This is a genomic window from Nocardia sp. NPDC102475 (assembly GCF_055584605.1).
Window position 1 is genome coordinate 465,270 of the sequence record NZ_JBVJLS010000004.1, and the last position, 20,793, is coordinate 486,062.

Sequence of the window (20,793 nt, forward strand, 5' to 3'; positions counted from 1 at the left end):
AGGACACGCGTCCTGTGCATCTCATCGCCGTCATTGTGCTGACCGCAGTCATCGCCGGGCTCGTGCGCAGGTTGGTGATTCCGAAGCGAAGTCACAGCCTGGCCACTCTCCCTGACGGGCCACAGCATCGGATGCCGACTCTCGTTTACGCCCAGGTGCGTCCGCTGCGGCTGCGTGGCCCATTCATCGCACTCACCGCGCTCTGGTCGGCGCTGCTGGTCACCGAGATCGCAACGAATCCGCACGCGAGCAATCCGATGCTTTATATCTATTCGCTCGCGCTCGTCGCCTCGGCCGTCAACCTCACCGCGATCCACCTCCAATGGCGTTTCGCGGACGGAATCTTCGACCATCCTGCCTACACAGCGGGTATGTGAATCATGGTCTTCGCGGGTCGCGAGTGACGTCGGCGACGGCCGCGCCCAACACCTGGGTCCCGGGTTGGCCGTGAGTAAGGCCGCCGATTCTGCGAGGCCCACTCCTGAGCCTTATTCCCCTCGGCGACCAGGTATCCCGCGGTACTCGCGCCGACCACGAGCAGGGAAAGGCTCGGGATGAGCGCGATAGCCAGAATCCGCGTCCGGACCCCGATCTCACTTTGAACATCGGGCTGTGTGGCGCTGCCGTCCGTGCCGGATGGCACTGATTGAGTATACTGTTATACGGCCAAACTGAGTTCGATCTGTCAGCCCTCGCGCGACCGCCGTGTCAATTCGACTGTCGCCGTACGCAATTCGTCTGCCGAATCGATCGGGGTCGCGTAGCCGACCCGTGTCCGCGCCACTCCGCGTGGCGTCACCACTCGCAGATCCAGCCCGTACCGGTCGGCGCGTTCGCAACTCGCCTCGGTCGCATCCGGATACCCGCCCAATACCTGCGCCATCGACAACAGCGCATCCGCATGATCATCATCGAGGTGCGTGATCGCCCGCCCCGCCACTGGAACGACCGGATCCGGCGCGGCCGCCAGATACTGCTCTGCCGTCGCGGAATCCATCCGCCCGTACCCACCGACCCATCGGACTCGCCGCACCCGCAACACCCACAGCGAGAAATCGCTGTAATCCACGTAGTACTTCGCCGCCGGCACCGCCGCCAGATGCGCCTCGCGCGCCGCCGCGGCCTCGGCACCGACCGGCCGCTCCACCACACCGGCCAGCGTGATCCGGGAACCGGCCAGCGGATCGGCCGGAACATCGGGCGAAACCACCGACAAGCTGGCGCGCGGATCCGCCGCGAGATTGCGCCCGTGCTCGGCCATCCGCGATACGCACAGCACCGGCTGACCATCCAGCAGCCCGTAGGTGACGAACGACGCCCACGGGCCGCCGTCCTCGCTCAAACTCGCCAAGGTCGCGATATTCGTCGCCGCCGCAACAGTTCTGGCCTCCTCGGCCGCCGAGGGGCGAGCGGAATTCACCACGGGCGCGGTCGGCTGTGGAATCGAAGGCGCGTCGCCGGGATCACCGTGATCGATAGTCATACCGTCCATCCTCGCAGGGCCCTCGGTAGCGCCGACATCGCACACTGAAACGGCGAAGACCGCATCTCGAACCGGGCGATCGCGCGCGCAACAGCCGCGGATCGGCAAGACTGGCGTGTGTGACCCGATACGCATTCGACGCCGACCGCAACGCCCTCGTCGCCATCTGGGCGACCGGACGCGGCGATCTCTCGACCACGGTGGCCCAGCTGCCACCGATAAACCATGACCAGGCAACGAGTTTGGCGTCGAATCTGACCACCCTGTCCCGGTTCCAGTGGCGCACCTATACGCACCCGGCAAGTGCCGCAGGCGATCCCGACGTGCCCAATAGCGAGGCCTGGCGGCGCGCGGAAGAGCGCCGCAACTTCAAGGAGGTCGAGGCCGGAATCCGCACCCCCAACTTGCCGACCGATCACGGCCTCGTCGTTTCCTACAGCGGCGTCGTCGAATCCGCGCACCGCGTAGGGCGCACCCTGCACGCCGTCGACGATTCCGGCCTGCGTGACACCATCGCGGCCGAGGTCCGCACCGAACAGGCCGCCATCGAATCCGCCGAACTCGGCGATCTGTCCGGGCGCGCACGCCAAGCGGTCGAACTCTCACGCCCGGATGTCTCACCGGCCCAGGTCCAGGCCGCCGACGACCTGCTGCGCGCCGACCCGCTCGGCACCGTGGAACTGTTCACCGAACTCGACCCCGCCTCCGCATCCGTCGCGGCCGCGCACTGGCTCTACGCCGCCGCCGAGGTCGCGGGCGAACTCGCGGGCGTGCCGACCGCCGATGTGGTCGTCGAAGCCGACGATATCGAGGCGCTGCAGGTCGAAACCCCGACCCTGGTGCTGGAGCGCCTGATCAGCGGTGAGACACCGACCGAGATCGTCGTCGACCTCATCGCCGAGGCCATGGCCGTCTCCGAAGGACACGTGCCCGCACCATGGGCGGTGGTCGCTCGCGTCGCGGAAATCGAAGAGCAGGCCCGCAAATTCGATCTCGACAGCGCCTCCCGCGCCGCGCTCCTCGATGAGTTCCGGATCAGCCGCCTCGACCCCACCCGCCCGGCCCTCGACCTCCTGGAAGATCTCCTCGACGGCATCCGCGGCTGCCTACTGCTCTACTCGGCCCACACCGCGGGCGACGACGCGGAAGTCGAAGCCCAGTTCGCCGCCGACGTCAGAGGGGAAGCCGACACCCACTCCGACCAACTGTTCTGACCCGAGCACCGCTGCTCAACCACAGCGCACAGACATCTGACGCGCATCGGCGCCCAGCCAGCGGAGCAGTGCATCGTAAACGGCGTCGTGGTTGAGCAGGGTGAAGTGGTTGGCTCCGGGGAGATGCAGGCCGTTGGCATCATCGAAACCGATGCGGCGGGCCCGATTTCGGCCGGAGCCGCTAGCGGGCAGGACCAAGCCGTCGCCGATGATCCGGCCGAGCGGATGACGCGGGCTGTGGGTTACCGAGGCGGTGACGAAGTAGTGGTCGGCGCAATCGAGTAGCGGTATTTCGCGAACGACTCTGCGGCGCAAGGCATCCACGTCCATGTCATGCCAATCCTCATCGACGAGCGAACCCTGGCGCAGGTCGCGAATCCCCGCGCTGCGGCGGCGCAGCAGCCGACCGAAGGGCCGGGTCTCCGGTATTTTCACCAATGCGGCGGAGGCGTAGTGGACGAGCTGCTCCAACGGTGCACCCAAATGCGGTGATCCGAGACAGACGATCTGCCGCACCCGGCGCACCCATGGCAGGTCGGCCTGATCGGCGTCGTAGCAGGCGCCCCGCGCGATCAGGCCGCCCATCGAATGTCCGACGAGTGCGATCTGCTCGACCTGCACCGGCCAGTTCTCGACCAGCCGCTGCAGCATCCCGTTCAGCAGACAGGCGTTCTCCGAGATGTGCAGCCCGCTGTTGTATCGAACCATCAGCGCCGTGCAGTCGAGATCGGCTTCGAGCCGCTCGGCATAGCTGGGCCGCCCGCCGAGCCGCCAAGCGTGTTCGGTCTCCACCAGACCGTGCAGAAAAACCACGATGCGCGGGCGCGGATTCGACACCACATCGCCGACCCACCCCGGCGCGACCGGTTCCCCATTGATTCGAAATGTCATCGGCCCGGCCAGAATCGGCAGCTCATCCTCGAGACTGTCGCCGATCAAACCCTGCAGTGCCGCCAGGAATCCGGACCCGTAGACCGTGCGTGAGGGCACCGGGGCACCGGGTACGTCCACGGTGCGCTCCGCCAGGGCGCCCGCAACTGTTGCGGTTCCGCCTACCAGCCGATACACCCCATCGGTAATCGCATCGTGCACCACCTTGACCGGCTGCGCAGCCGGTCCGACACCCAGTCGCACCGCCGCGAACACCCGGTCCGAGATGGCTCGATGCACCGCGGCGATCCCCTCGATCGCGCCACCCAGTTCATCGCCCGCCAACCTCGCGAGCGCCTGCATCTCCGCCTGTCGTTGCCGCTCGGGCTCACTCATTCATTCAGTGTACAATTGTTCACTGAGATTTTCGTGTCGGCGCACCGACCTAGGACGGTATGTGGCTGACTCCGACCGCCGTTTCGGTGAGACTGCCGAGGTAGAGGGTGCCGTCGTATTCGACGACTCCGGTGACCATCGCATAGTCGGTGCCGTCGGCCTGTAGGTCGTGCACGACCTTGCCGTCGAAGTCGACGGCCATCACCCAGGTAGTGCGCGGCGGTTTGGGCTGTACCCATTCCGGTAGCGCCCACACGATCCGGCGCAGAATACCGGGCAGGGGAAGTAGGCGGTCCAGCAATGGATTTCGTGGTGACGGCAGGGTGATCCACACCAGGCCGTCGCTGCCGAGAGCCATATTGTCCGGGAAGCCGGGCAGGTTCTCGATCAGGCGGTCGTAGGTGCCCGCTTTCGGTCCGGTGAGCCAGTAGCGGGTCACCCGGTAGGCGCCGGTCTCCGCGACGAGCACGCTGGCGCCGTCGGGGGAGAGGACCACGCCATTGGCGAATTGCAGTCCGTCGATGAGGGTTTCGAGCTTGCCGGACGGATCGAGGCGGAACAGGCGGCCGGTGCCGGAATGCTCCAGCAGGTCGCCCATCCACTCGTCCAGCGGATAGCGACGCGACGACGAGGAAAAGTAAATGGTGCCGTCCGCGGCGCGAACCACATTGCTGGCGAAGGGGAGTGGTTCGCCGTCGACCTCGTCCACGAGCACCTCGATCTCGCCCGCACTGTCCAGCCGCAGCAGTCCGCGATGGAAATCGCAGATCAGCAGCGACCCATCGGCGTCGGCATGCATACCGAGCGGACGGCCGCCGGTATTCGCCAGCAGGCTCACCGTGCCGTCCGCGGGATCGATGCTGTAGACCGAACCGTCATCGACTCCCGCAATGATTCGCCCCTCGGCGGTGCGCACCACATCCTCGGGTGCCGCAGCGGGCAGTTCCAATCGCGTGATCTGGGGAAGTGGTGTGGCACTACGCGTTTCGCGAGCCCGGGGCGGGGCAGGCGGTGGCGTCCAGCGCCGCGGCTGCATTGTCGATCCGGCGACCATGGCTCACCTTATCCCGATGCCGACGACCAGCTGCTGGAAACCGACAACTGCAACATGTTCATACGTAGATATGCGCATCTAAACATGTGTGCTCACCTTTGGATGGAGCAGACAACAACATCCGTCCGGCTCCGCCGAACGCAGCACAGACGAGCACGAGGGCTCCGTTCGAGTAACGAAGGGGGGCGAGTCGGAGTAGAGGACAAGGAGGTACCCGATACCGAGTGGTGTGCGCACGCATGGGGAGTGGGGAGCTCGACTCCGGGGTTTCGGGCGTGGGTGCTTCCCTGGCGCGTCAGCGGTGCAAGGCGGTCGCGTGCTGCAAACGCGACAGTTTCTGGGGATTGCGCACGGAGTAGATCCCGGTAATGAGGCCGTCGTCGATGCGCGCCGCTACGACGGCATCGATCTCGCCGTCGAGTCGCAAGATCAGCGCCGGGTGGCCGTTGACGAAGGCAGGCTGGGCCGACCGGGTGGTGAGGTTACCGAGCGCGGCGGCGAGGAAGCCGGCTACCGCGTCGGCCCCGACGATGGGCACCAGCGCGGCCTGTGCGAGTCCGCCGCCGTCGCCGAGGAAGACGACATCCGGCGCGAGAATGTCGAGCAGGCTCTGTAATTCGCCGGTTTCGACGGCTCGCTGGAATGCCGCGAGCGCGTCTCGGGTTTCGGCCGCGGAGACCACCTCGCGTGGTCGGCGCGCGGCGACGTGTGATCGGGCCCGGTACGCGAGCTGGCGGACCGCCGCCAGGCTCTTGTCGACTGCTTCGGCGATCTCGTCGTACTCCAGATCGAACACCTCGCGCAGCACGAACACTGCCCGCTCGACGGGTGTGAGGGTCTCCAATACCAACAGCATCGCCATCGAGACGCTGTCGGCCAGCTCGATGTCCTCGGCGACGTCGGGTGCGGTCAGCAGCGGTTCGGGCAACCAGGGGCCGACGTAGGACTCCTTGCGGCGCCCGAGCGTGCGCAGCCGGTCGAGTGACTGGCGGGTGGCGATTCGGACCAGATAGGCGCGGTGGTCCTGCACGGTGTCGAGGTCGACGCCTGCCCAGCGCAGCCAGGTTTCCTGGAGGACGTCTTCGGCGTCGGCGGCCGAGCCGAGCATTTCGTAGGCGACGGTGAACAGCAAGTTGCGGTGTGCGACGAAGGCTTTCGTCGCGCGGTCCGGACGGTCGCTGTTGCTTTCGCCGTGGTCGGCGGGCGTGGTCTGCGACATGCCGGGCATGGGCGGCTCCTTGTTCACTCTCGAATGTGTCACCCATCAGACGTCCGATCCTGCCGTTTCATAACAGCGGGGCAGTGGTGGTGTGCGTCACATCGAACTGCTGTTATGTGAATCGGGGCGCCGCCGTCTCATGGTCGTTCGAATCAACACCACGAGTGAGGACCGAAGTCATGGAACCCCGATTCAACCTGAACGACAACGAACTCGGCGCCAAGATCGGCAAGCGGTTCGCGAACACGAGCCTGGCGATCATGCAGTCGTCGCTGCCGAAGTCCACGGTGGAGCTGGTGGAGTTGCGCGCCAGCCAGATCAACGGCTGCGGTTACTGCGTCGACGCTCACACCAAAGAGCTGGCGGCAGCCGGCGAACCCGCGGTTCGGATCAACCTGGTCGCGGCTTGGCGCGAGGCCACCGTGTTCAGCGAGGCCGAGCAGGCCGCGCTGGCGTTCGCGGAGGAGGGCACCCGACTCGCCGACGCGAATCATGGTGTGTCCGACGAGACCTGGGCTCAGGTGCGTAAGCACTACGACGACGACCAGATCGCCGCGCTTGTCTACCTGGTCGCCATGATCAACGCCTCCAACCGGCTCCTGGTGATTACACAAACCAAGGGCGGCTCGTACGTGCCCGGCACGTTCGAGAGCGTGGCGAACTGATCTGTACGCGGATTCCGGCCCAGGATCGTTCGGGCCGGGATCCGCGGATGGGGAAGGGCTTGGACGTGCAGCAGCGCCCCCAAGGATGACGCGGCGGGGACTGAGATCGGTTCACGAGCAACGTATCCGGTGGAACTGCGATCTTCAGCGCACTTATAATACATCTGACTATATAGATATGCGTATCAAACTATATGGCTTTCCAACTCACACTCACCAAATCCGAACAAACTCAAAAGACCGCACAGACCAGGGTGGCCTCTAGTGGCTGCGCCCGCCGATGATGCTTCGGCGGGCGCAGCCACTGGTCCTAGGGATTGACCGAGAAGACGTGCCAGAGCACAGCAAGTGTGGCCAGCGTGAAAACCGGTGACAGAATCCAGGTTTCGACCTTGTTCCCGGTCCGTTCGATCACCGGCACGCAGGTACGGAGCGGGAACGGCCAGAACAGTCGGCACCCCTTATCGGTGAGGCAATCACCGGCGAGGTGGGCCAGCGCCCCGAGTCCGACAGCGAACGGCAACCACGCCGGTTTATCGGTGATCCAGTGATCCATCACGAACGTCCCTGCCGCGGCGAGGATTACGACCGTGCCCCACGCCTCGATGCCCTCGCCGGAGGGGCACAGATGCAGTGCCCGCACCGCCAGTGCGAGCAGGAAGAACACCAAACCGAGTGTGAAATATCTTCCGAGCCAATGCTCACCCGCCCAGGTCCCGTAGGCGACGGCGATCACGAAGGCGAACGAGTGTGTGGCGTGCCGATGTCCACCGGAGATCCAGGAAATCAAGCGGCACAGGTGATAGGAGATCGGACCGAGCACATGCGCGATGGTGCCGTTCGGATGGTCCGCATCGGGCAGCAGCGCGGCCCCCGCTGTCAGGAAGGTACCGAGCAATACCTCGACGGCACCGAGATGCGCGTCGCCAGTTGGCAATACCGGATAGACCAACGCCGAGATGGGCAGCGTGGCCGCTGCCACCGACCAGGCGAAAGCGCCGCTGGTCGCATGTGAATGTCCTAGCACTACATGAACGTTAGTTGACCACAACCCATTTCAAACAAACGAGACTAACCGGCCGGTGAAAACGTATCGGGGGGAGGGGATTTCACCGAAAGTGGCCAGACGCGATCGGTGTGCCCATTGTGCATGGAACAGCCGGCGAACGGTCCGTTGGGGTCGAACAGCACGTTCATATGGCTGTCGGCATGGTCCAGAAACCAGAGCGACAGACCCAATTCGGCGTTGAGGCGATAGAGTTCCCAGGATTGCCAGAGCGCCTCCAGCCGCGCGACGGCCTCGGTGTGCCGCCACCACTCCGGGCACCAGGCCAGACCGTTGTCGGCCACTTTGCGCCGATAGACCTGGGCGAGGTAGTTCTCGACGAACTCCACGACCGATCCGTAGACCTGTGTGCGCTGCTCTTTCATGGCGCCCCCGAGGACAGTGGCATTCCAAACAGCTTCGAGAGTAGTCACGAAATCTGCTGAGGTCCTTTGGGAAACCTTTGGAATAGCTATGCGGAGCGCCGAGAACGCGGGTTCACAATGCGATCGAGGGCGTGCAGATCCGATTCCAGTGCGTAGAACACGCGCAGTGCGCCGACGAATGCGAAAAGGCTGACCACGCACAGGATCACGATGGGACCGATTACTGTCTGCTGCTGTGCCGCGTCCAGGTAGAACAGACCGCCCGCCACTCCGATGAGGGGTACGGAGGCAGCGATGCCGAGATAGATCCGGCTGCGTCGGGCGAGCCGCCGCAATCGGATGGCGTCATCGGGGGAGGTCTGTGCGGTGCCGAGCAAACCCGGGTAGTACCAGCGCAGTACGAAGAAGGTGACAGGGAAGTAGGAGTACACCACCGCGACCGCGGCCGCGACCAGACGGGATGCGATGAGGTTGATGGTGAAGCCGGTGGACAGGTCCGAGGTGTAATGCAGCTGGGTCAGGAAGATCACCAGCGATAGCGCCCACCCGGCGAACCCGACCACCGCGATGCGGTCGCCACATGCGAGGGTGTCGGCGCGCGCCTGCGCGAGGGTCTGTTCGTCGTAATGCTTACCGCGCCGCAGTCCGTCGGGAACCAGGAACACCAGACGGCACCAATACAGCAGCGCGAGAATGCCGAGCGGGTAGCCGATCGCGCCGAGCAGCGTTGCGAGGCGTTGGAGTTGGGCGCTGGCCTCTGCGGTGAGTTGCGCGTCGAGCAGGCGCGTGTTGTGCGCGGAAAGATAGAGAACGCCGAGGAATTGCCCCAGCATGCTGGACAGCGTCACCACCGGCATCGGCCGCATCCGCAGTTTGGCGCGGATACTGCGCGCCGGCGGGTCGACGAGATCGCGGGCGGTGCGGTCCAGGGTGAGATCCAGCTGGCTGGCGAGCTCGGCGCCGGTGGCGAAGCGGTCGGCGGGATCGGGGGACAGGCAGGTGAGCAGGGCATGCTGCAGTACCGGTGGGCAGTCCGGCGGGATATCGGCGGCGAAGCGGTCGGGGACCGGCTGGCGGCGCAGTTCGATCATCCGTTCCAGTGAGGTATCGGATTCGCCCGCACTGCGTTCGTCGTCGAAGGGGAGTCGGCCGGTGAGCAGTTCCCACAGCACGACCGCGAGTGCGTACAGGTCGCTGCGGGTGTCGAGGTCGGCGGCGGTGGTCGACATGGTCGGATGGCAGGCCTCGAGCTGTTCGGGGGACATGTAGGCCAGTGAGCCGCCGAAGTAGGCGGCGGGGCTGGCGCCGGGGATGTGGCGGCTGAAGCTGATATTGAAGTCGGCGAGTTTGGGTTGCCCGTCGACCGTGAGCAGTACGTTGGCGGGTTTGATATCGCGGTGCAGCACCCCGGCGTGGTTTGCGTAGTCCAATGCGGAGGCGAGTCGACTGCCCAGCCACGCAACGGTTTCCGGCCAGCTCAGCCGTGCGACCTCGGTGCGGGTGGGGGATGGTTGCGGTTCCAGCACCCCGCCGCTGGCGGCCGCCTGGTCGACGGCGTCGAGCAGTAGTCGACCGGTCTTGGCTTCGACGCCGGTGCGGCGCAGCAGCCGTAGTACGCCGAGCAGGGTGCCGCCCGGAACGTACTGCATGTACATCAATTTCAAGTGCTGATCGGCGATCCGGCGTTGATCGAAGACCCGCACGATGTTCTCGTGATCGAGCCGGGCCAGCGTCTGGCCTTCACTGCCGCGATCATGGGAGATCTTGACCGCGACGAGCCGCTGCATCGAGCGCTGCCGCGCCAGGAAGACCCGGCCGAACGCGCCCTGGCCGAGCAGGATCAACATATCGAAATCGTCAACGGTCGCACCGGGTTTGATGGAGTCGAGCGTTGCGAGCGCGGCCGGATCGGTCAGGACGGTGGTGCGGAAGTGATCGCCATCGAGGCGGTCGGCGATCCGCGCCATCTGCTGCGAATACCGCTGCTCGTATTCGGTGAGATCCAGATCCCGATCGAACTGGCGGCGCGCGGTGATCTCCTCATAGATCAGGTCCGGAGGCAGTGGGGCGGTGTGGAGTTCGGGAAATTCGGTCAGGTACTCGTCGAGGCGCTTTTCGGATTTCTTGCGGATCGACCGGTGATGCAGATCCACCTTGATCAACTCGATCAGCGCCGACCGCCGCAGTGCGGTTTCGGTGGGCAGGTGCGGGGTCAGCTCGGGTGGTTCGCCCGCGGCCTCCCACTCACCCGCGAAATCGGCGACCGCCCTGGCCAATACGGCCTGAGCAGCCATCGCGCGATCCCCACCGTGCTCCGGTGGTACCGCGCCGAGCTGGATGTTCATCGTCGGCTCACTCGATCGAGGTTGGTGTCCCGGACAGAACCGAGAATATTCGATTATCGTCGTCCGCTGGTGATCTTCGCCACCCGTGGGGTTGGCCGGGGCGGCGGGTTCGTAGTTGAGTTGAGGTACGCGTAGCTCGACCAGTAGGAGGAGACATGACCACGCTGTCGGATCGACCGAACACCGCCTTGATAGTGATCGACGTGCAGAACGGTGTTGTGGCGGATGCATTTCAGCGTGACGCCGTCGTGGCGAATATCGGCACGCTCGTCGACAAGGCCCGCGAGGACGGTGTTCCGATCATCTGGGTGCAGCACTCGAGCGAGGAGCTCGTGCCGGGGACCGCGGCGTGGGAATACGTTCCGGAGTTGGTGCGTGCGGAGTCGGAATCGTTGGTGCACAAGAAGTTCGGTGATTCGTTCGAGGACACCGAGCTGGCGGAGCTACTGGCGAAGGCGAGGGTCGGACGTCTCGTTGTGACCGGCGCGGAGACCGATGCCTGCATCCGATCCACCATCCATGGTGCTTTCGTCCGCGGCTACGACGTGACGCTCGTCAGCGACGGGCATACGACCTTCGACAAGAGCCGATGGGGTGCGCCATCGCCGGAGCAGGTGATCGCCCACACGAACCTGTACTGGCGGTATCAGACGGCGCCGTCGCGCACAGCGGCCGTCGTGGCGGCGAAGGAAGTGACCTTCGGATGAAGGCACCCCCGCGAACTATGGGAGTTCGCGGGGGTGCCGGACGAGGACGACCGTCCTTGGCGGTCGGTCATTCCTCCTTCATCACACCAGGTCGAACCGGTCCAGGTTCGACACCTTGACCCACGCGGCGATGAAGTCGTTGACGAACTTCTCCTTCGAGTCGTCGGTCGCGTAGACCTCGGCGAGAGCGCGCAGCTGCGAGTTCGACCCGAAGACCAGGTCGGCGCGGCTGCCGGTCCACTTGACCGCACCGGTGGCGCGGTCCTTGCCCTCGTAGGTTCCGTCATCGGCGGCCGACGGCTCCCACTTCGTGCCCATATCGAGCAGGTTCACGAAGAAGTCGTTGGTCAACGATCCCGGGTTCGTGGTGAATACGCCCAACGGCGACTGCTTGTAGTTCGCGCCGAGGACGCGCAGACCACCGATGAGGACGGTCAACTCGGGGCCGCTGAGGGTGAGCAGGTTCGCCCGGTCGATCAGCGGGTACTCGGCCGGGAGTCGGTTACCCTTCCCGAGGTAGTTGCGGAAACCGTCCGCGGTGGGCTCGAGCGCGGAGAAGGACTCCACATCGGTCTGTTCCTGGGTGGCGTCGGTGCGACCCGGGGTGAACGGCACCTCGACGTCGTAGCCGGCGGCCTTGGCTGCCTGCTCGACCGCCGCGGCGCCGCCGAGCACGACGAGGTCGGCGAAGGACACCCGGGTGTTGCCGGTCTGGGCGGAGTTGAAGGACTCCTGGATGCCCTCGAGCACGCGCACCACCTGGGCGAGTTCGTCGGGCTCGTTGACCTCCCAGCCGGCCTGCGGCTGCAGGCGGATGCGTCCGCCGTTGGCGCCACCGCGCTTGTCGCTGCCGCGGAACGACGCCGCAGCCGCCCACGTGGTCGAAACAAGCTGTGCGACAGTCAGACCCGAAGCCAGGATCTGACTCTTGAGTGCGGCGATATCGGCGGCCCCGATGAGGTCGTGCGACACCGCGGGGACCGGATCCTGCCAGAGCAGCGTCTCTTCCGGCACCTCCGGCCCGAGGTAGAGGACCTTCGGGCCCATATCGCGGTGGGTCAGCTTGTACCAGGCCTTGCCGAACTCCTCGGTGAGCTCCTCGGGGTGCTCGAGCCAGCGACGGGTGATCTGCTCATAGATCGGGTCGAGCCGCATCGAGAGGTCCGTCGTCAGCATGACCGGGGTGTGCGACTTCGACGGGTCGTGGGCATCGACCACGGTGCCGGCGCCCGCGCCGTCCTTGGGGATCCACTGGTTCGCACCGGCGGGGCTCTTGGTCAGCTCCCACTCGTACCCGTACAGGGTTTCGAGGAAGCTGTTGTCCCACTTGGTCGGGGTGGGCGTCCAGGTGCCCTCCAGGCCGGAGGTGATCGCGTCCTTGCCGACACCGGTGCCGAAGGCGCTCTTCCAGCCGAGACCCTGTTCCTCGAGCGAGGCGGCCTCGGGCTCGGGACCGACGAGCCCGGCGTCGTCGGCGCCGTGAGTCTTGCCGAAGGTGTGACCACCGACGATCAGCGCCGCCGTCTCGATATCGTTCATGGCCATGCGGCGGAACGTCTCACGGATGTCGACGGCCGCGGCCAGCGGATCCGGATTGCCGTTGGGCCCTTCCGGATTCACGTAGATCAGACCCATTTGGACTGCGGCCAACGGGTTTTCCAGATCCCGGCTGCCGGTGTAACGCTCGTCGCCGAGCCAGGTCCGCTCCGGACCCCAGTACACGTCCTCCTCGGGCTCCCACTGGTCGACGCGGCCGCCACCGAAACCGAAGGTCGGGAAGCCCATGTCCTCGAGCGCGACATTGCCCGCGTAGACCATGAGGTCGGCCCAGGAGAGCTTCTTGCCGTACTTCTTCTTGACCGGCCACAGCAGCCGTCGGGCCTTGTCGAGGTTTCCGTTGTCGGGCCAGCTGTTGAGCGGGGCGAAGCGCTGCATACCGGCACCGGCTCCGCCGCGGCCGTCGCTGATCCGGTAGGTGCCTGCGGCATGCCAGGCCATCCGGATGAAGAACGGTCCGTAGTGACCGAAGTCGGCGGGCCACCAGTCCTGCGAGGTGGTCATGACCTCGGTGATGTCCTGCTTCACCGCAGCCAGATCGAGGGTTTTGAATTCCGCGGCATAATCGAAGTCCGCGTCCATCGGGTTGGCTACGGCCGGGTTCTTCTGCAAGATCTGGAGGTTGAGCTGGTTCGGCCACCATTCACGGTTGCTGCTTCCGCCCTCGGCTGGGGACTTGAGGCGACCGGACGTAACGGGGCAACCACCGGCGGCGGGTTCCGTATTGGCCTCTCCGATGGGCGGATGTTCCTCAGGCACGGCAATTCCTTTCGGGGGAGTGAGTGAATCGGGCTGTGATCACGGGTGTGATCCGGACATTTGAGCTGCCGAGCAGTCGGGGCACAGACCCCAATAGATGACCTCGGCCTCATCGAGTACGAATCCGTTGTCATGTGATGCGGTCAGGCAGGGCGCCTCACCGACGGCGCAGTCGACATCGGCGATGACGCCGCACGAGCGGCACACCACATGGTGATGGTTATCGCCGACTCGCGTTTCGTAGCGCGCGACGGATCCCATTGGCTGGATGCGCCGTAGCAGACCGGCGGCCGTCAATGCGCGCAGCACGTCGTATACCGCCTGATGGGATACCGCACCGAGCGTCGCGCGCACATGGCCGAGGATCGAGTCCGTATCGGAGTGCGGATGCTCGTGCACGGCAGTCAGCACGGCAACCCGCGGCGCCGTAACGCGCAGCGACACCCCGCGCAACATGCGCTCGGATTCCGAAGTCGTGGACACACTCAAGAGTATGACTCATTCAAGTCTCGACGGGAGGGTTTTCCGAAATCTCGAGACGATCCCACAACTTCCGCCGGTCGACGGACGTGTCGCACCTGATGAACCCACAATCCGCTGCCGGTCCGAGGTCGTGGTTATTGGGAGGGGAGCGGCGGATGAACTGTGAGCGGCGACCGTCACGGCGTCTACTTGACATAATGTTGATTATCGGCGTTACAACGGAGGGGCTGGAAGTGGGCGGCTCGTGTTGTATGACGTTGGCAGGTACGGCATTTCGGACTTCGCTTGCTGTGCGACCGGCTGGCTACCGGGCGTTCTGCGCACGGAATCGTGTGCTGTGTCCGCACGGTGTCCCCTTGATGTCTGATTCTGTTGATGTAAATATTTCGGTTGATCCCCAGTTTTGGCGGAAAATATCGTATTCGCTCGAAGTTTCGGATCTGGACCGCTTGGGTTCGACTCCCCTCTGCGGTCCAGTGAGACCTTTAAATCGTCACCGTGACGATTTAAAGGGTCTCTGGTGCCCATGCCGGGTTGGATTGGTTTCTGGTTATGAGGCCAGTGCTTGATGATTGGATCTGTTTTGCGGGTCCAGTTGGCGGCAGGCTGGGGTGATGTTGGTTCGGCGGCTGGTGGCGCTTTATGTCGGGTTGTGGTTGTACGGGTTTTCGATGGCGGTGATGATTCGGGCTGGGCTCGGGTTGGATCCGTGGGATGTGTTTCATCAAGGGGTGGCCGCGCATGTGCCGATCAGTTTCGGGGCGGTGACGGCGCTGACCGGAGTCGCGGTGTTGTTGGCGTGGATTCCGTTGCGGCAGTGGCCGGGTCTCGGCACGGTGAGCAATGTCGTGGTGATCGGTGTTTCGGTCGATGTCGGGTTGTGGACGTTGCCGGACTGGGATGTCCTGCCGGTGCGGGTCGGTGCGATGGGTGCCGCGGTGGTTTTGAATGCGGTGGCTACGGTGCTGTACATCGGCGCTGGTATGGGTCCCGGGCCGCGAGATGGACTGATGACTGGACTGGTACGCCGGACTGGATGGTCGGTGCGATTGGTGCGTACCGGGATCGAAGTGTCGGTATTGACGACCGGCTGGCTATTGGGTGGCAGCGTCGGCATCGGCACGGTGGTCTATGCATTCGGAATCGGTCCGTTGATTCAGGTGCTGATTCCGTTCGCGAATCGGTATCTGCCGGGATTTCATGTGGATCGGAAGGCTGAGCCCGAGGTTGTCCCGGTGGTGCCTTGACCGCGGTCGGTCGAATCAGTGCGGCCGCCTCGACGTCGGCAGCGGTGTCCGAATTGCTCTGGGTAGCAAGAAGATCCCGCTGAACCTCTCCCCTTCACCCCTTTCCGCTACCCCACCGTGAATCGTCACGGTGACGAATAAAACGTCGCTTGATGGCCGAAAATGTTGATTTCCTGGCCGCAGCGCTCTCTCGGCAACTGTGTCACCGTTCATACAGTTATCGACATGACTAGCACTCCGTCCGTGCTCATCGTCGGTGCCGGATTCGGCGGCCTTGCGGCCGCGCTGGAACTCAAGCGCCGCGGCCACGACGCGTTCACCATCGTCGATAAGGCCGACGGGCTCGGCGGGGTCTGGCGGGACAATACATACCCGGGCGCCGCCTGTGACGCACCGTCGGATCTGTACTCGTTCTCCTTCGCCCCCAATGCGCACTGGCCGAAGCGCTTTGCCGAGCAGCCCGACATCCTCGGCTACATGCGTGAGGTAGCCAGGCGCTACGACCTCGACAAGCACATGCGTTTCGGTGTCGAGGTCGACTCGGCGGACTTCGATGCCGACCGTGGCATCTGGCAGGTGCGCACGAGCGCGGGTGAGCTGCTCGAGGCGGATGTCTTCGTGCCCGCGGTGGGTCAGCTGTCGCGGCCGGTGTGGCCGAACATTCCGGGCACGGATTCGTTCACCGGCGAGGCCTTCCATTCGGCGCGCTGGGAGCACGACATCGAGCTGTCCGGTAAGCGGGTCGCGATCGTCGGCACCGGCGCGAGCGCGATCCAGATCATTCCGGCGATTCAGCCGAAGGTCGGGCAGTTGACGGTGTTCCAGCGGTCGGCGCCGTGGATCATTCCGAAAATCGAAAGCTATTACGCGCCACCGAAACTCAATGCGCTGGACAAGCTGTCGATCGTGACGAAGTTCCCGCTGATCCAGCGCGCGGAGCGGTTCGGCTGGTATTCGTTCTACGAGTTGGTGACTTCGGGGCTGGAGGGCAATGGCCGCATCGCCGATGTGATCTCCGGGTGGGCGGACCGGCATCGGGCCTCGCAGATCTCCGATCCGGAACTGCTGGCGAAGATGACGCCGGATTACGAGGCGGGCTGTAAGCGCGGGCTGATGGCGAGCAACTACTACCCGGCGGTGGCGCAGCCGAATGTGCACGTCGAGACCTCGCATATCGCCGAGATCACGCCGACCGGTGTGTGCACCGAGGACGGCACGCTGTACGAGGTCGATGTGATCGTGTACTGCACCGGATTCAAGGCCACGGAGTTCTTGGCGCCCATGACGATTCGCGGGATCGGTGGCAAGGAGTTGCGCGAGGTGTGGTCGGGCGGTGCGCGCGCCTACAAGGGCCTCACCGTGCCGCATTTCCCGAATATGTTCATCATGTACGGGCCGAATACCAACCTCGGCGCGGGTTCGATCATCTACATGCACGAAAGGCAGGCGCGCTATCTGCGCCAAGCGGTCGAGCATCTGCGCGAGGTCGGTGGTTATCTTTCGGTGAAGCCTGAGGTGGAGGCGCGGTTCGACGAGGAGATCCAGGGGCGGCTCGAACATACGGTGTGGACCAAATGCACCAGCTGGTACCGGGAGCCCAGCGGTCGGGTGACAGCGAACTGGCCGGGCCGGATGAGTGAATACGACAAGCGGACGCATTTCGATGTCCGCGACTACGAGCTCGTTCGCACCGGAAGGTAATCCCATGACGCACTATGACGTGCTGGTGATCGGTTCCGGTTTCGGTGGCAGTGTCAGCGCGCTGCGGTTGACCGAGAAGGGCTATCGGGTCGGTGTCCTGGAGACGGGGCGGCGCTTCGCCGATGACGAATTCGCTGAGAACTCCTGGCATCTGCGCGAATATCTGTGGGCGCCGAAATTGGGCTGCTTCGGTATTCAGCGGATGACGCTGCTGAACGACACCTTCATCATGAGCGGTTCCGGTGTCGGTGGCGGTTCGCTGGTGTACGCGAACACGCTGTACGAGGCGCCGGATACCTTCTACGGCGATAAGCAGTGGTCGCATATCACCGATTGGAAGTCCGAGCTGGCGCCGCATTACGACCAGGCCAAGCGCATGCTGGGGGTGACGACCAATCCGGCGACGACGCCGTCGGATCGGGTGCTTCGGGAGGTCGCCGAGGATATGGGTATCGGCGATACCTACCGTCGCACGCCGGTCGGAGTGTTGTTCGCGGATAAGGAGACTCGGCCCGGAGCTGCGGTCGCGGATCCGTTCTTCGGTGGTATCGGACCCGAGCGGCGTTCGTGTACGCATTGTGGTGAGTGCATGACCGGGTGTCGGCATGGCGCGAAGAACACCCTGGTGAAGAACTATCTGTATCTGGCGGAGCAGGCGGGGGCGACCGTGCATCCGTTGACGACCGCGGTGTCGGTGCGGCCACTGTCCGGTGGCGGGTATGCGGTCGATACCGTGCGCACCGGGCGCTGGGTTCGCAAGGCGAAGCAGACCTTCACCGCCGATCAGGTGGTGTTCTCCGCGGCCGCGCTCGGCACCCAGCAGCTGTTGCACAATCTGCGGGATCGCGGTGTGCTGCCGAATATTTCGCTGCGCCTGGGGCATCTGGCGCGCACGAATTCCGAGGCGGTGCTGGCGGCGCGAACACGCGATAAGGATTCGGATTTCACCAAGGGTGTGGCGATCACCTCGTCGATCCATCCGAACTCCTACACCCATGTGGAGCCGGTGCGTTACGGCAAGGGCAGCAATTTCATGGGTTTGTTGACGACGGTGCTGGTGGAGGGGCAGGAGGGTAAGCGGCGCTGGGTGCTCGGGCTGCGGGAGATGGTGCGGTATCGGCGGGATCTGCTGCGCATGCACAATCCGGCGCACTGGTCCGAGCGGATGATCGGGCTGCTGGTCATGCAGAACGTCGACAATTCGATCATCACCTATAACAAGCGCGGTCTGTTCGGTAAGCGGATGACCACCAAACCCGGTGTGGGACAAGCGCCTCCGGCGTGGATTCCGGAGGGGAACGAGGTCACGCGGCGGGTCGCCGAGAAGATCAACGGCATTCCGCAGGGCTCCTGGACCGAGATGGCCAATATCCCGATCACCGGCCACTTCATCGGTGGCTGCGCGATCGGCGACTCCCCCGATACCGGCGTGGTCGACCCGTATCAGCGGCTCTACGGTTACGAGGGTCTGCACATCGTGGACGGTTCGACGATCTCGGCGAATCTTGGGGTGAACCCGTCGCTGACCATCACCGCGCAGGCCGAGCGCGCGATGTCGTTGTGGCCGAACAAGGGTGAAAACGATCAGCGTCCGCCGTTGGGTGCGCCGTATCGGCGGATCGATGCGATCGTGCCGAAGAATCCGGTGGTGCCGGAATCGGCGCCGGGAGCGCTTCGGTTGCCGATTACTCCGGTCTGACGCCTTTGGGTTCACGTTGGCGCATGAATCCGGGCTGAAGCCGGGCCCGGCGGCGCGCAGGAAGACTATCGCTGTTTCTTTCGCCGTGTCACCGGTGCGTGTGCGTCGACAGGGTGTCAGGTGATATTCGCCGATGCCAGGGCTAGCAGGAATTCGTGCATGCCCGCCAGTGTGTGCGCGGGCATCATGATGTCGCAGTACGGCAGGGCCGCCGCCATCGCACCGGTGGTCGGCTGGAATCGGGAGTCGCCGGCACGGGGATTGAGCCAGATCACGCGCCAAGCCCGGCGCCGGATCCGGGCCATCGCTCGGGCGAGGACTTCGGGGGTGTCGCTGTCCCAGCCGTCCGATGCGATGACGACGACGGCGCCGCGCACCGCGTTGCCGGACGGATTGGCGAGCAGCGTGCCGAGGCACTGTCCGATATGCGTGCCGCCGTAGCGGTCGATCACCTTGTCGTTGGCCCTGGCTACCGCGACCTCGGGGGAACGGTGCGCCAGCACCGAGGTCAGCCTGGTCAGCGAGGTGGAGAAGGCGAACACCTCGGGTCGATCGGGTGTGCGGCGCTGCATCGCGGCTCGCATCAGGTGTAGGTAGATCGTCGAATACGGCCGCATGGAGCGGCTGACGTCACAGATCATGACGATTCGGCGCGGGCGACCACGGGGACGGGTGCGGACCAGGACCGCCGACTCCCAGCCGGTGCGGCGGGAGTTGTGCATCGTCGCCCGGAAGTCGATCCGCTTGCCGTGTGGATGGTTTTCATATCGCCTGCTGCGGCGCCGCGGCCAGTGCGCCGATGCCTGCTCGAGCCAGGCACCGACCGTGCGTAGATCGTCCGGATCGAAGTGGTCGAACGGTTCCTGTGCTCGCGCCGCGAACCTGCTCGGCAGTACGTCCGGCAGCATCATGTCCTGATCGGTCGATCGGTCGGCGCCGGTCGCTGATTGCAGTGTCGCCCAAGGGACCGCACCCGCTTGCCGACCCTGCCCCCGACCGCCCGTACCCGGCGCCGACATGTGTTCGGTCGGCAATCCGTGCGTTCGGCTGGGCGGGTCCACACCCAGCACCGCGTCGGCGAACACCGTCGCGAAGACCGCGTCGAAGGCGGCGAGATCCTGCATACGATCGACGAGCGTGAGTCGCGCTGCCCAATAGAGCTCGGTGCGCGACCACGGTGGCATGCGGCGCAAGGCTTGCACGAACAGCGCGGGCCCGCTCGGTGCGACCGCGACGCCGCCACGGCGCAGCCGTGCGACCACCGCGACGGCGAATGCGGCCAGATCGACGCCACGCAGCATTACCGCGCGTGTCATCGCTTCCCGCGTATCCGTCTGCGTACCAGGATGATTGCGAGCACGGCCGCCAGCCCGAGCGCGATCGCGGGCGCATACTTCTTGATCATCGTGGGCCCGACGAGATCGACGAGGTCCAGTGGTGCCGGTTCGGGTTGGGCGACCGATTGCGGCCGCATCCCTAGGCTGTCCGGTCTGACGTCCGTCTGTGCGGCGGTTGTGTCGCCCGCCGCGAGTTTCGCTTCGAGAGATGTCACGAATTGACCGACCAATTTCTCGGACACCTGCTGCAGCACCCCGCTGCCCAATTGGGCGAGCTTGCCGACGATCTTGAGTTCGGTGTCCACGGTGACGTGGGTCTTGCCGCCGTCTTCGCGCAGCTGCGTGGTGATGGTCGCCGCCGCGTTTCCGGATCCGCGTGAATCCCGGCCGCTGCCGTTGATGATGGCGCGATGGTCGTGTTCGTCGCGCTCGACGAAATTCGCTTTCCCGGTGAATTCGCTGGTCACCGGGCCGACTTTGACCTTCAGTTTGCCGAGGAAGTCCTCTCCCTCCCAGCCGACCATCTGTGCGCCGGGCATGAGCGGGACCACCTGTTCGAGGTCGGTCAGCACCTGCCATGCCTGCTCGACGGGTGCGTTGACGGTGAATTCGTTGGCGATCTTCAT

18 protein-coding genes are annotated in these 20,793 nt (G+C 64.8%); 7 read left to right on the top strand and 11 right to left on the bottom strand.

Translation table 11 applies throughout. The features are described 5' to 3' along the window. Positions 1–14: 14 nt before the first annotated feature. On the top strand, positions 15–377 hold the full coding sequence (locus tag ACZ60G_RS10425) for a hypothetical protein (RefSeq protein WP_465809074.1): 363 nt from the start codon (positions 15–17) through the stop codon (positions 375–377). Positions 378–685: 308 nt separating this feature from the next. Here the strand turns inward: ACZ60G_RS10425 and ACZ60G_RS10430 are convergent, their stop codons facing one another. Continuing rightward, on the bottom strand, positions 686–1,483 hold the full coding sequence (locus ACZ60G_RS10430; protein ID WP_465809076.1) for a HugZ family pyridoxamine 5'-phosphate oxidase: 798 nt from the start codon (positions 1,481–1,483) through the stop codon (positions 686–688). A 119-nt stretch (positions 1,484–1,602) separates the two neighbouring features. On the opposite strand from ACZ60G_RS10430, the gene ACZ60G_RS10435 reads away from it, so the two are divergent. After that, positions 1,603–2,697 carry a hypothetical protein gene (locus ACZ60G_RS10435; protein ID WP_063044035.1) on the top strand — a complete coding sequence of 365 codons (1,095 nt, stop codon included), beginning with the start codon at positions 1,603–1,605 and terminating at the stop codon, positions 2,695–2,697. A gap of 15 nt (positions 2,698–2,712) precedes the next feature. Here ACZ60G_RS10435 and ACZ60G_RS10440 read toward each other — a convergent pair whose 3' ends face one another. The 3 genes from ACZ60G_RS10440 to ACZ60G_RS10450 all read right to left on the bottom strand — a co-directional run bounded on the left by ACZ60G_RS10440 (position 2,713) and on the right by ACZ60G_RS10450 (position 6,245). After that, positions 2,713–3,963, bottom strand: a complete 1,251-nt coding sequence (locus ACZ60G_RS10440) for a lipase family alpha/beta hydrolase (protein WP_465809078.1) — start codon at positions 3,961–3,963, stop codon at positions 2,713–2,715. A gap of 49 nt (positions 3,964–4,012) precedes the next feature. Continuing rightward, positions 4,013–5,017: an SMP-30/gluconolactonase/LRE family protein gene (locus tag ACZ60G_RS10445; RefSeq protein WP_465809080.1), complete on the bottom strand. Its 1,005-nt coding sequence runs from the start codon at positions 5,015–5,017 to the stop codon at positions 4,013–4,015. A gap of 295 nt (positions 5,018–5,312) precedes the next feature. Then, the gene (locus ACZ60G_RS10450) at positions 5,313–6,245 is read right to left on the bottom strand and encodes an RNA polymerase sigma-70 factor (protein ID WP_465809082.1); all 933 of its coding nucleotides are present in this window, start codon (positions 6,243–6,245) and stop codon (positions 5,313–5,315) included. A 170-nt stretch (positions 6,246–6,415) separates the two neighbouring features. Here ACZ60G_RS10450 and ACZ60G_RS10455 point away from each other — a divergent pair, with 170 nt between their 5' ends. Further along, positions 6,416–6,901, top strand: coding sequence for a carboxymuconolactone decarboxylase family protein (locus ACZ60G_RS10455; protein ID WP_465809084.1), 486 nt, complete (start codon positions 6,416–6,418; stop codon positions 6,899–6,901). A gap of 310 nt (positions 6,902–7,211) precedes the next feature. On the opposite strand, the gene ACZ60G_RS10460 is transcribed toward ACZ60G_RS10455, so the two are convergent. The 3 genes from ACZ60G_RS10460 to ACZ60G_RS10470 all read right to left on the bottom strand — a co-directional run bounded on the left by ACZ60G_RS10460 (position 7,212) and on the right by ACZ60G_RS10470 (position 10,677). Further along, the gene (locus ACZ60G_RS10460; RefSeq protein WP_465809086.1) at positions 7,212–7,928 is read right to left on the bottom strand and encodes a metal-dependent hydrolase; all 717 of its coding nucleotides are present in this window, start codon (positions 7,926–7,928) and stop codon (positions 7,212–7,214) included. A 44-nt stretch (positions 7,929–7,972) separates the two neighbouring features. Next, on the bottom strand, positions 7,973–8,296 hold the full coding sequence (locus ACZ60G_RS10465) for a DUF4913 domain-containing protein (RefSeq protein WP_245721097.1): 324 nt from the start codon (positions 8,294–8,296) through the stop codon (positions 7,973–7,975). A gap of 122 nt (positions 8,297–8,418) precedes the next feature. Further along, positions 8,419–10,677: a serine/threonine-protein kinase gene (locus ACZ60G_RS10470; RefSeq protein WP_465809088.1), complete on the bottom strand. Its 2,259-nt coding sequence runs from the start codon at positions 10,675–10,677 to the stop codon at positions 8,419–8,421. Between the two features lie 155 nt (positions 10,678–10,832). Between ACZ60G_RS10470 and ACZ60G_RS10475 the strand changes: the two genes are divergently transcribed. After that, positions 10,833–11,384: a cysteine hydrolase family protein gene (locus ACZ60G_RS10475; protein WP_465809090.1), complete on the top strand. Its 552-nt coding sequence runs from the start codon at positions 10,833–10,835 to the stop codon at positions 11,382–11,384. 81 nt (positions 11,385–11,465) lie between these two features. Here ACZ60G_RS10475 and katG read toward each other — a convergent pair whose 3' ends face one another. Both katG and ACZ60G_RS10485 read right to left on the bottom strand, forming a co-directional pair. Then, entirely contained in the window at positions 11,466–13,700 is a 2,235-nt protein-coding gene (gene katG, locus ACZ60G_RS10480) for a catalase/peroxidase HPI (RefSeq protein ID WP_465809092.1), read from the bottom strand. Positions 13,701–13,739: 39 nt separating this feature from the next. Beyond that, entirely contained in the window at positions 13,740–14,156 is a 417-nt protein-coding gene (locus ACZ60G_RS10485; RefSeq protein ID WP_397056192.1) for a Fur family transcriptional regulator, read from the bottom strand. A gap of 641 nt (positions 14,157–14,797) precedes the next feature. Here ACZ60G_RS10485 and yczE point away from each other — a divergent pair. The 3 genes from yczE to ACZ60G_RS10500 all read left to right on the top strand — a co-directional run bounded on the left by yczE (position 14,798) and on the right by ACZ60G_RS10500 (position 18,830). Next, positions 14,798–15,430: a membrane protein YczE gene (gene yczE / locus ACZ60G_RS10490; protein ID WP_465809093.1), complete on the top strand. Its 633-nt coding sequence runs from the start codon at positions 14,798–14,800 to the stop codon at positions 15,428–15,430. A gap of 225 nt (positions 15,431–15,655) precedes the next feature. Beyond that, a complete protein-coding gene (locus ACZ60G_RS10495) occupies positions 15,656–17,131 on the top strand; it encodes a flavin-containing monooxygenase (protein WP_465809095.1) in 1,476 nt (491 codons plus the stop codon). 4 nt (positions 17,132–17,135) lie between these two features. Next, a complete protein-coding gene (locus ACZ60G_RS10500) occupies positions 17,136–18,830 on the top strand; it encodes a GMC oxidoreductase (protein WP_465809097.1) in 1,695 nt (564 codons plus the stop codon). A gap of 116 nt (positions 18,831–18,946) precedes the next feature. Here the strand turns inward: ACZ60G_RS10500 and ACZ60G_RS10505 are convergent, their stop codons facing one another. Together ACZ60G_RS10505 and ACZ60G_RS10510 are read right to left on the bottom strand one after the other, a co-directional pair. Beyond that, positions 18,947–20,146 (bottom strand): vWA domain-containing protein, encoded by a 1,200-nt coding sequence (locus tag ACZ60G_RS10505; protein WP_465809099.1) that lies wholly within the window; start codon positions 20,144–20,146, stop codon positions 18,947–18,949. Next, positions 20,143–20,793 (bottom strand): SRPBCC family protein, encoded by a 651-nt coding sequence (locus ACZ60G_RS10510; protein WP_465809100.1) that lies wholly within the window; start codon positions 20,791–20,793, stop codon positions 20,143–20,145. The genes ACZ60G_RS10505 and ACZ60G_RS10510 overlap by 4 nt, the downstream gene beginning before the upstream one ends.

Bases quoted from the DNA above. Each gene is read 5' to 3' on its own strand.
- ACZ60G_RS10500 (WP_465809097.1), top strand. From the start codon at position 17,136: ATGACGCACTATGACGTGCTGGTGATCGGTTCCGGTTTCGGTGGCAGT.
- ACZ60G_RS10475 (WP_465809090.1), top strand. From the start codon at position 10,833: ATGACCACGCTGTCGGATCGACCGAACACCGCCTTGATAGTGATCGAC.
- yczE (WP_465809093.1), top strand. From the start codon at position 14,798: ATGTTGGTTCGGCGGCTGGTGGCGCTTTATGTCGGGTTGTGGTTGTAC.
- ACZ60G_RS10450 (WP_465809082.1), bottom strand. From the start codon at position 6,245: ATGCCCGGCATGTCGCAGACCACGCCCGCCGACCACGGCGAAAGCAAC.
- ACZ60G_RS10455 (WP_465809084.1), top strand. From the start codon at position 6,416: ATGGAACCCCGATTCAACCTGAACGACAACGAACTCGGCGCCAAGATC.
- ACZ60G_RS10440 (WP_465809078.1), bottom strand. From the start codon at position 3,963: ATGAGTGAGCCCGAGCGGCAACGACAGGCGGAGATGCAGGCGCTCGCG.
- ACZ60G_RS10505 (WP_465809099.1), bottom strand. From the start codon at position 20,146: ATGACACGCGCGGTAATGCTGCGTGGCGTCGATCTGGCCGCATTCGCC.
- ACZ60G_RS10510 (WP_465809100.1), bottom strand. From the start codon at position 20,793: ATGAAGATCGCCAACGAATTCACCGTCAACGCACCCGTCGAGCAGGCA.
- ACZ60G_RS10470 (WP_465809088.1), bottom strand. From the start codon at position 10,677: ATGAACATCCAGCTCGGCGCGGTACCACCGGAGCACGGTGGGGATCGC.
- ACZ60G_RS10485 (WP_397056192.1), bottom strand. From the start codon at position 14,156: ATGTTGCGCGGGGTGTCGCTGCGCGTTACGGCGCCGCGGGTTGCCGTG.
- ACZ60G_RS10495 (WP_465809095.1), top strand. From the start codon at position 15,656: ATGACTAGCACTCCGTCCGTGCTCATCGTCGGTGCCGGATTCGGCGGC.
- ACZ60G_RS10445 (WP_465809080.1), bottom strand. From the start codon at position 5,017: ATGGTCGCCGGATCGACAATGCAGCCGCGGCGCTGGACGCCACCGCCT.
- ACZ60G_RS10430 (WP_465809076.1), bottom strand. From the start codon at position 1,483: ATGACTATCGATCACGGTGATCCCGGCGACGCGCCTTCGATTCCACAG.